General features: G+C 45.2%; 7 protein-coding genes. 3 read left to right on the top strand and 4 right to left on the bottom strand.

From position 1 onward, the window contains the following. Positions 1-588: 588 nt before the first annotated feature. Complete coding sequence (locus QUB26_RS29235; protein WP_333320824.1) at positions 589-1,797, bottom strand: CapA family protein; 1,209 nt, start codon at positions 1,795-1,797, stop codon at positions 589-591. Positions 1,798-1,966: 169 nt separating this feature from the next. On the opposite strand from QUB26_RS29235, the gene QUB26_RS29230 reads away from it, so the two are divergent. Continuing rightward, complete coding sequence (locus tag QUB26_RS29230; protein ID WP_333320822.1) at positions 1,967-2,944, top strand: hypothetical protein; 978 nt, start codon at positions 1,967-1,969, stop codon at positions 2,942-2,944. 78 nt (positions 2,945-3,022) lie between these two features. After that, on the top strand, positions 3,023-3,583 hold the full coding sequence (locus QUB26_RS29225; RefSeq protein ID WP_333238540.1) for a Uma2 family endonuclease: 561 nt from the start codon (positions 3,023-3,025) through the stop codon (positions 3,581-3,583). A 116-nt stretch (positions 3,584-3,699) separates the two neighbouring features. Here QUB26_RS29225 and QUB26_RS29220 read toward each other — a convergent pair whose 3' ends face one another. From QUB26_RS29220 to QUB26_RS29210, 3 genes are all read right to left on the bottom strand, one after another. Beyond that, positions 3,700-4,095 (bottom strand): SH3 domain-containing protein, encoded by a 396-nt coding sequence (locus QUB26_RS29220; protein ID WP_333238543.1) that lies wholly within the window; start codon positions 4,093-4,095, stop codon positions 3,700-3,702. A gap of 83 nt (positions 4,096-4,178) precedes the next feature. After that, positions 4,179-6,038: an N-acetylmuramoyl-L-alanine amidase gene (locus tag QUB26_RS29215; protein WP_333320820.1), complete on the bottom strand. Its 1,860-nt coding sequence runs from the start codon at positions 6,036-6,038 to the stop codon at positions 4,179-4,181. A 316-nt stretch (positions 6,039-6,354) separates the two neighbouring features. Continuing rightward, on the bottom strand, positions 6,355-8,040 hold the full coding sequence (locus QUB26_RS29210) for an NAD-binding protein (protein ID WP_333320817.1): 1,686 nt from the start codon (positions 8,038-8,040) through the stop codon (positions 6,355-6,357). 526 nt (positions 8,041-8,566) lie between these two features. Here QUB26_RS29210 and QUB26_RS29205 point away from each other — a divergent pair. Then, the gene (locus QUB26_RS29205) at positions 8,567-9,226 is read left to right on the top strand and encodes a COP23 domain-containing protein (RefSeq protein WP_333320815.1); all 660 of its coding nucleotides are present in this window, start codon (positions 8,567-8,569) and stop codon (positions 9,224-9,226) included. Positions 9,227-9,554 lie beyond the last annotated feature (328 nt).

Genomic DNA, 9,554 nt, shown 5'->3' with positions numbered 1-9,554 from the left:
GCCCGTCCTTTTTGGACGGGCGGGACGCCCATCCCACAATAACAATTAAAATTATAAGTTATTTAATTCGCGATCCTTAGACTATCTATTAGACTTGGCTGGAGTCAAGGTGAAAACTTGTACTCAAATAGAGGGACAAGTTTACTTTCGATCCTCGTGTTTTAGCGTCAGGAATAGTTGGCTATCACTGCGAGAATTATACGGAAGAACTCCATCAGAATCGTGCACAGTTGTGGGCGAGCGCGATCGGATATAATCATTGCCCGGTTGATTGTAGGGAAACGGCACTGCGGTGTCCTAATTTCGGGTAATATCAAATCTGTTAGCATCGAAATTATTCATCTATCTATTCTCGACCTCTGGGTAAATGGGCGTCAATCCCTTGTCCGGGGCGGTTAATACATTCTCTTTTTTTCACCGCAGATATCAGGGCTGTTTCATTCTCTTGTAGGGGCTGCCCCCCGTGGCAGCCCCCATGTCTCAAACGCCTGTGAAGTCGTCTCTAGGGGTAGGCATTCTTGGCACTACAAGAGTCAAAATCGGGATTTTCGCGAGAATGAAACCGCCCTGCCCTGCTTGAGGGAGGGATTACTTGTTATCTTGAGGTTTATTTAAAGAATTAAGATGATTGTTCATATCCTGCAAATATTTTGCTAAAACAGGATACTGTGAAGTTGCTAGGAGTGCATCTTTTTTCTGGCTGACAGTTGTTTCTAAGGGCAAAACGCGATAGTTAGTTTTATTGTTCTGAGTATAGCGGTGTACCCAAGTAGGATGTGTTTTTACATCGGTAATTTCTGTGGTTTTTTCGGGAAATTTTTTGCGAATATTTACTTGCAAAATCACGCCTAAGTCTGTATATTTTTTATTCTGACCGGAAATGAAGTTTCCCATTGAATAAATGGCTACAGCTTTGCGGGTTTTGCCATTTTTGCCGGGAAAATTAAAAATTTTGTAAGGTTGGACGACGTGGGGATGGCTGCCGAGAATGATGTCTGCACCGGCTTTTAATAGGTTTTCAACTAATTGTTTTTGTTGGGGGTTTGGCTGTCGCTGATATTCGTCGCCAAAATGCAGGGAAATTGCGATAATATCTGCTCCTTGTTTGCGGGCTTTGGCAATGTCTTTGACTATCTTTTTTTCGTCGATTAGGGAAACTAAGTAATCTTTGCCTTTGGGTATGGGAATGCCGTTTGTGCCGTAGGTGTAGGCTAGCTTGGCTAGTGAAATGTTGTTTTTGGTGCTGATAAAAGTGCGATCGGCTGCGGCGGCTGATGTGGCTGTTCCTATGGCAGCAATTTTGCGATCGCTCAGATTGGCGATCGTCCTAATTACTCCTTTTTCTCCCCGGTCTAAAGCATGATTGTTCGCAGTTGTCAATATATTAAATCCTGCTTTTTTAGCAGCATCCGCTAATTGAGCCGGTGCGTTAAATAGCGGATATCCCGTATATCCGCGAGCATCTTCGCCCGCTAAAGGTGTTTCGAGATTTCCGATCACCCAATCGCCTGTTGACAGGATACTTTTAACTGGTGCGAAGAAATTGTCAAAATTGTATGTTTTATTTTTTGCGTCGTAGCCCGATCGCGTTTGGGTACTGTGCATCATGATGTCACCGACAGCAATTAGTTTTGCTTCTTTGATCTCAGACTTGGGTTGGGCGGGGACAGGGGTTGCTATTGGCGAGCGACTTTCTGTAGGCTGTGTGTTGGTTTGCTGGTTGATTTTTTGGGGTTGGATATTGCAGCTAGCCATTAACAATGCAGCTATTACCGAGAGCGTCGGGGGAAATTTCATAATTTATCTATAGTAATTTATCGTGTTTATGGTATCATTAATAATCGCAATTTAGGCAGTTTTTTTTTTGAACCACAGAGAGCACAGAGAACACAGAGGAAAAGAAGAAAACAGAGATGTTGACAAGTTTTGTTAGGATATCGATGGTTTGCTGGCTACTGGAGAAGGAATGTTTAAAAAATATTTGATTATTGGATTTATCATTTTTGCATCTGTTATCGGTTTAGGTACTTTGAGCTATGCTGAAAGTTGGGCCGATAAACCTTTTGAATTTGCCTTGATTGGCGATTTGCCCTACAGTGCCGAACAGGAAGCACAATTTCCTAGTTTGATTGCAGATATCAATCGATCGCCCGCAGCGTTTGTAGTCCACGACGGTGACATTAAAAACGGTTCTAGTGTCTGCGATGATGCAACTTTTGTCAGCCGCAAGCAGTTATTTGACAATTTTGAGATACCGTTTATTCTTGCCTATGGCGATAATGAATGGACGGATTGCCACCGTTCAAAAAATGGCAGTTACGATCCAGTAGAAAGACTGGCTAAACTGCGGGAAATATTTAGCAACGGTAATCAAAGTTTGGGAAAGCGCACCTTAATTCTCACCCGTCAAAGCGAAAACCCGCAGTTTGCTAAATTCCGCGAAAATGTTCGCTGGATTTATCATGGCGTTGTGTTTTTGGCGATTAATATGCCGGGAAGTAATAACAATTTTGGTCGCACTCCCGAAGCAGATGCAGAATATGCCGATCGCAATTGGGCTAACTTAGCCTGGATCAAAGAATGTTTTGCTTTAGCCAAACGCAGCAACAGCAAAGGAATTGTGTTAGTTGCACAGGCAAATCCGGGATTTGAACTCGATCCGACGGACAAAAGAAGAAGTGGCTACAACGATTTTATCGCAACTCTGGAAACAGAAACAGGCAATTTCCCAGGGCAGGTTGTATTCGTCCACGGCGATACTCACTATTTCCGCATCGATAAACCTTTACCATATTTTACCGATGAAACTCAATTACCGAGAATGAAAAATTTTACGAGAGTTGAAACTTTTGGTTCTCCAAACGTGCATTGGTTGCGGGCTTTTTATGACCCTACTAATCCTAATTTGTTTGAGTTTAAACAGCAGATTGTTCTGCAAAATTAGGCGATATTACACCAGTTTCATGCAAGATAACTATTTTTTGGTTTACACTGAAGATAGGTAGCATTGAGGAATTTATTTATGACGATCGCAACTGAGCGCCTTACTCTTGAACAATTTCTAAAACTGCCAGAAACTAAACCTGCCAGCGAATATATTGAGGGGGAGATTCTCCAAAAACCTATGCCGAAAACTAAACATTCTCGTCTCCAGGGGCAATTTCTGCGTGTCATTAATGAAGTGGTAGAGGAACCCAAGATAGCTTATGCTTTTCCAGAGTTGCGGTGTACGTTTGGCGGGCGATCGATTGTTCCAGATATTGCGGTACTATTGTGGGAACAGATTCAATTTGATGAGAGCGGTGAACCGTTGGATGATGTGCTAATTGCACCGTATTGGGCGATCGAAATTCTCTCGCCACAACAAAGCTCAAATCGCGTAACTAAAAAAATCATTCACTGTCTGCAACATAATTGTCAGTTGGGGTGGCTAATCGATCCAGACGATCGATCGATTTTAGCGTTTTTGCCCAACCAACAACCGCAATTCTGCGAAGGTAGCGATGTCCTTCCTGTGCCCGAAATGATTCCCCTGAATATCACCGCCGAACAGGTTTTTAGCTGGTTGAGAATGCAAGAATGAATCAGGGCGATCGTCTTTTTTGTACCACTTTTAAAAATATCCCGGTGTGGTTTGTAGTGAAGATTTTAGTTTTCATCTCAACTAAGGACTGAAGTCCTTACTAAAAACCAAATTTCCTATTGTCGCCACCTGTCAAATTGGTCTTCGGAACAGCCATTAATAAATTGATTGCTCACCCAACCGTCAAGGATTGTCAAAGTTTCATTAGGAGGATTACCTGAAAACCTGGCCGCAATTTTCACCCACTTACCTTGTCTGCTGACAGCCCTAACTCCGTCTCCCCTTTTCAATTTAGCAACAACTGGGTACTGATTGCCTGGGCCTTTGCGAATGTTAATAGCGCCACCTTCACCAGTAATAAACGAGCATTGAGTTTGCTTTTTTAAAGCTTCTGCTTTTGCGGGAGCCAGAGTTTGCTGCTTGCCGAAAACAGGAAAGCTGTAAAGTGAGAAGCTAAAACTTGCAACGACGGCTGCAATAAAAAAGGCTTTTGATTGAGTGAAAATTAGCATTATTTCATTTCCTTGGATTGGCTGAACTGAAGTCCTGACTATAATTTTTTTTTTATAATGACTTCAGTCCTTACTACTAACTGTTATTTGACAGAGGCAAACCATTCGGTAACACCTTGGGCGATCGCCTCGGCTAACTTCTTCTGTTCTGTCGGATTCACAATCCATTCAAACTCTTCGGGATTGATCATAAATCCCAATTCCATTAAAACAGATGGAGTAACGGCAGGACGAGTCATGGCTAAGTTGTTCCAGAATACACCATAACTCGGACGGTTCAACTTGGCAACTAAATAATTGTGCAAAAACATTGCCAAACTGTGCGCTTGCGGGTGAAACCAGAAAGCGCCGACTCCTTTAGTCTTAATCGCGTCGCCGTTATCCGGCAAAGCATTGTAGTGAATTGAAATTGCGATCGCAGGTTCTTCTTTTTGAATCATTTCCACCCTTGGCGGCAAATCCAAATCGACATCTTCTACCCGCGTCATTAGCACATTCGCACCCCGATTTACCAATTCCTGTTGCACCAATTTCGACACCGTTAAAGCTACTGTTTTTTCCCTAATTCCCACTGGGCTCACAGCACCTCCATCCTCCGGGCCGCCGTGTCCCGGATCGATGAGAATCTTAATTCCCGATAAGGGTTTTGCTTGCGAATTGGGAACCGCGCTTGTATTCACCGGCGGGTGTTTTAAAGACAGCACTAAAGTTGTGCCCTCGTATCTCAACTTATAGCCCCACTGTTGGGCGGATTTGAGATTAAAAGTATATTGTACTTGCAGCGGCGATATTTGTTGCCATTCCAAACGCGAAATTACCGGGTCATCGTCGAGGCGAATAATGTCAGTTTGAGCGGTGGTATTGTACAGGGTTAAGGTGAAAGTGCGTTCTCCTTCCTGCACGGTGACTGGGACGGGTGTTTCTAAGGGAAATAACACCTCTGTCCAGCCGGAAACTTGACGCGATCGCGCGCTGCGAATAATCGATCGCGGAGGCACTGCATCCTTGACAATTCGCACTTCCGATGCTTTAATCCAAGCACCGTAATCGAGTCTGAGCCATTCTCCTTCCCGCCCGATAACTGTTGCTCGCGTTCCCTTCGGCAGCGGTGTCATCCGAGAAAAATCTGTACTCGCCCCGGTTCTGGCAACACCAGGATCTGCTGTTACTTCTGCTATTTCTAAATCCGCCGGAGAGAGAATAGAAATCTTGCCAGTACCTTGTTGGCTGATAGTTTGACCGTTCATTGTTAGCTCAAATACAGGCACTCCCAAATCCACTTTTTCTCCTTTTAGTACCGAGGAGTTAGACTCATTGCCCCCCCTTGGCAAGGCGGCATTAGACTCATTGCCCCCCCTTAGCAAGGGGGGGTTGGGGGGGGTTTTACCGCAGCCTTGATACTGTTCGCTGCCGCCTTTTTCGATCGGGGAGTTTTCACCTAACAGTACAGATTTGTTGTCGGGTAGTTCGACTTGCGATCGCGCTTTTAAAGGAATAGTAACTCCCGCCAATTTTACAGAAACTTGAGCATTCGCCGGTGCGATCGCCCCAAAGCAAATATATTCCCCCGGCAAACTCGCCACATCGACTTTTGGCGTCAGAGAATCTTTAGCAAAAGCCAATCCTACAGGGGCTACCGGCTGATTAGACTCGCGCGTCACCTTAATTTTGACTTCCTGATTTTCGTAACGCAAGGTAAAGAGATTTTCGCCGAGTTGCAGCGGAAAAGTCGGGGCGAAATGACCGACTGCGGTGCGCGAAATTTGGTTGCCATTTACTAAAACTTGTCCCGGTGCGGGCGCTGTACCGATTAAAAAGATGCGATCGGCTGTAGTTTTGTGGTTAGCGGGAGGATAAGAGACGAACAAAGGTTGAGCAGCGACAGCTACAGAGGCGATCGCCATTATCAGGCCAAACACAACTAATCCTAAAAATTTTCTCATTCTACATCGCAACTAATTGAGAGTCTGTTGATTATTTATACTAGAACTTGCCCTAAGAAACCGGATTTCAGAGGATTAGTCGTAAGTCTTTTTTACTAGACAGAGCCCATTTTATCAGGTTTGTAGTTGCAATTGAGCGATCGGCAACATAAATTGGGAGCATCTCAATGAAAGCAGGCAAGCTAGAAATTGGAGTTTTGAGGCAGGAGGCAGGAGGCAGGAGGCAGGAGGGAAGAGGGAAGAGGAAGAAGGAAGGAGCCAGAAGAAGTGTTTTTACAAATATGAGATGCTCCCCATAAATTCCCGTGTCAAACCACTAAGTTTTAATTAATTCCGAGGTAGTTCTCCACAGTTGATCCAACCGATTCGCCGGCATCGTCAGATACAAAACATCCCCCGTACTCAGACAACAATTCAGTAAATCCCAGCCGTGGAGAGTTTGACAATTAGTTTCCACATACAGAGGCACAAAATCCGCAGACATAGCAGCATCTTGAATATGGTGGCCGCAGAAAGGATGGTTTGGCGTAATCAATGTGGCCAAGCAAACCCAGAGACTATCAGCAGTCATCCCGTTGCCTAAAATTCTGCCTCCAATTGCCGCCGCTGCGAAAGCAGGAGCCGCCAATTCCGTCGGGTTCAAAACTCCTTCAAACTCAAAAACTTGCTGCACCATCAAAGCAAAATGTGGGTCTTGATTGCGAACAATAACTGAGAGTTTTGGGGCCAATCCTTTAGCGCTCAAGGCAATTTCGACATTAGACATATCGCTGCTAGTAACAGCCAAAAGTGCGGCCGCTTGCTTAACATTAGCAGCTTCCAGAGTGGCGGGCAAACTAGCACTTCCCTGAATGACCGGAATTTTCATTGAGCGAGCCGTGCTCAGAAAGCGGCAGTTTGGATCTTGCTCGATCGCCACAATATCGTAACCGTTAGTGTGTAGTTCTTTAGCAATTTGGATACCTATTCCTCCGAGCCCGCAAATAATGTAATGATGGCGCTGCGGAACTCGCGCCACATCCCAATATTCGGTAAAGCGAGTTCCCAATACATAATCGTTGAGCAGTGCGTAGCAGATGCCGATGATGCCTGCTCCAACTAACATCATGACAACTGTAAATAGTTTAATGCTTTCAGGAGCTTGTTCGGCCACTTTTTCATAGCCTCCGGCTCCGGTAATCATCCCTACTGAAAAATAAAGAGAATCGACAATTGAGATATGATTGTCAACACAAATATAGGTGGCAGTAGCAACAGCAATCATTGACAGCAGCGTCAGTACCACAATTACTGCTGCTTGGCTGTGCTGCTGAAATCTGTGGAGCTTAGTTAATGTTTTGAGCAGTTTTTGAGTTAAAGTTTTTTGGGGGCTGTGGATAGTGGGCTGAGTGGCAACAATTAGCCGATCGCCCTGCTGACACTGCCGATCGGCAAGCACCGCCGATACTAAATCAGTTTTGTTAGCAGCCGGCAGATAATAAATCAACATTCGCGATCGATCGTCCCACAAATCGCTGAGTTTGCGATTTTTCCAAGGATGTGTTTCATCGATATATTCTTCGTGAATCGGCCAAGTGCGATCGAACAAACGCAACTGTCCGATCGCCTGATTGCCGAGAGCCGCAAAGGCAAAAACCGGAGCCGCCAATGATGAAACGCTCATGGAAGTGTGATCGGGCAAAGTGTGGTCAATTCTGTCGCCCAAGCTAGTATTGAACAATCTGTTAATGATGCGAATCTGAGGATTGAGAATCCTCGCTTGCATCAAAATTGCCAAATTTACAGCATCATCGTCTCCTGCAATTACTAAAGTGTGAGCGTTTTGAATGCCCGCCGCCAACAAAGTAGAAGCTGCTTGCAAATTACCGACAACCACATCAGAAGTTTCGCCGCGAATTGGGCGATCGCTAATACCAACCACAATCGCTCCTTGCTGTCTCAACAAACAAAAAATCTTGTGTCCCGTGTGGCCCAACCCGCAAACAATGATTCGAGGTTTCATAAAAATTTATTTGCCAGCCGATTTCGGAGCTGTGCTTTGTAGTTTTACTTACCATTGTTGACTGTCGTGGCTTTGGAGAATGTAGCTAAAAACACTATCTAGGATACTTGTGCCACAGTCTCGAAGTGTTGGAAATAAAGAAAGGGCTGTGCCGTGTTCCTAAAGCCACCTTTCCCAGTGTTGAAATAAACACACCACACTGCCATGTACCTACAGACATGAGGTGCAACTAACCTGATTTAATATTTGAAAAATATCCGGGTGCGACAGCCAACCAGCAGAATTTGAAGAGGTAGGGACAGGACACGGGCTATTGGTGTCAACTTAAAGTTAAACCCCTAGTCCGGCAGGGGTTAAAACCCCTGCCTAATAGCGAAAGTCCTCTAAAGAGGACTAATGAGTTTAACAGTCTTTTTCTCAGTCCTCTTTAGAGGACTTTAGCTTTGAGGCAGGGAATTCATTCCCTGGCGGACTACCGGTTTAACCTTAAGTTGACACCAATAGACACTGCCCTGTGCCTACAACTATGACTTCCTACATAAATTTAGCTGCCTTAGTGGCAGGAGTTATTATGAAATTCACTGCACCCTTATTAGCATCCGCTTTAGTTTTCGCCGGTACTGTCGCCTTTGCAAGCCAAGTGCAAGCAGCTCCAGCCAGCAACTCTTGGAATACCACTAGAACAACATTTCAGTGCGTTACTTCCGGTCGGAATTTTGTCACAATTGCGCGGCGGGGAAATGTCACAACCGATCCAATGATTCTGTGGAAATCTACCGAGTTCGGCCGCGAATATACACCCTGGCAGCGCTGTCAAATTGTTTCCAATAGATTGACAAAAGCTGTTGCCCAGAATGGCGGAAGATTGAGCAACTTGCAGTTAACAACAGGAATTGTTAATAACTTGCCAGTAGTTTGTTACGTGAACGGACGGGGGCGCTGCAACTCTCAAAATCTGCTGTTCACCCTAGACAAGCGCAATGCTAAAAATCCCGGTGATGCTTTAACGAAATTGATTAATTTTGCCCAAGACGGCGGTGGGCCAGTTACAACGTTGAGAACCGGAGCTCCATCATCTGCACCGCAGTTTGTTCCCTTTGGAGATATGGTCGATCGAGCTTTTAATTCTCCCAATAAAAAACCGTCAGTTCCTGTAGCAAAACCGCAGGGCGATCGAGGTATTTAATCTCCAATTCTACTCGTTATCTACTCGTTACCAGGCAGAGCCTGGTAACGCAGATCAGGAGGCTCTGCCTCCAATTTTCCTGGAAGCTGGCGAGGCAGAGCCTCTGGATATCCGTTCCCAGGCAGAGCCTAGGAACCAGTTAAAGCTGGCGAGGCAGAGCCTCTGGATATCGGTTCCCAGGCAGAGCCTAGGAACCAGTTAAACTTGCACCTGAGAAATTTCTACTCGTTACCAGGCTCTGCCTGGTAACACAGATCAGGAGGCTCTGCCTCCAATTTTCCTGGAAGCTGGCGAGGCAGAGCCTCTGGATATCCGTTCCCAGGCAGAG

Origin of the sequence: Microcoleus sp. B4-C1 (genome assembly GCF_036705285.1) — a bacterium.
Lineage (GTDB): Bacteria > Cyanobacteriota > Cyanobacteriia > Cyanobacteriales > Microcoleaceae > Microcoleus.
Note: the sequence above shows the minus strand (reverse complement) of the source record. Positions and strands in the feature narration are given on the sequence as shown.

Bases quoted from the DNA above. Each gene is read 5' to 3' on its own strand.
- QUB26_RS29235 (WP_333320824.1), bottom strand. From the start codon at position 1,797: ATGAAATTTCCCCCGACGCTCTCGGTAATAGCTGCATTGTTAATGGCT.
- QUB26_RS29225 (WP_333238540.1), top strand. From the start codon at position 3,023: ATGACGATCGCAACTGAGCGCCTTACTCTTGAACAATTTCTAAAACTG.
- QUB26_RS29230 (WP_333320822.1), top strand. From the start codon at position 1,967: ATGTTTAAAAAATATTTGATTATTGGATTTATCATTTTTGCATCTGTT.
- QUB26_RS29205 (WP_333320815.1), top strand. From the start codon at position 8,567: ATGACTTCCTACATAAATTTAGCTGCCTTAGTGGCAGGAGTTATTATG.
- QUB26_RS29220 (WP_333238543.1), bottom strand. From the start codon at position 4,095: ATGCTAATTTTCACTCAATCAAAAGCCTTTTTTATTGCAGCCGTCGTT.
- QUB26_RS29210 (WP_333320817.1), bottom strand. From the start codon at position 8,040: ATGAAACCTCGAATCATTGTTTGCGGGTTGGGCCACACGGGACACAAG.
- QUB26_RS29215 (WP_333320820.1), bottom strand. From the start codon at position 6,038: ATGAGAAAATTTTTAGGATTAGTTGTGTTTGGCCTGATAATGGCGATC.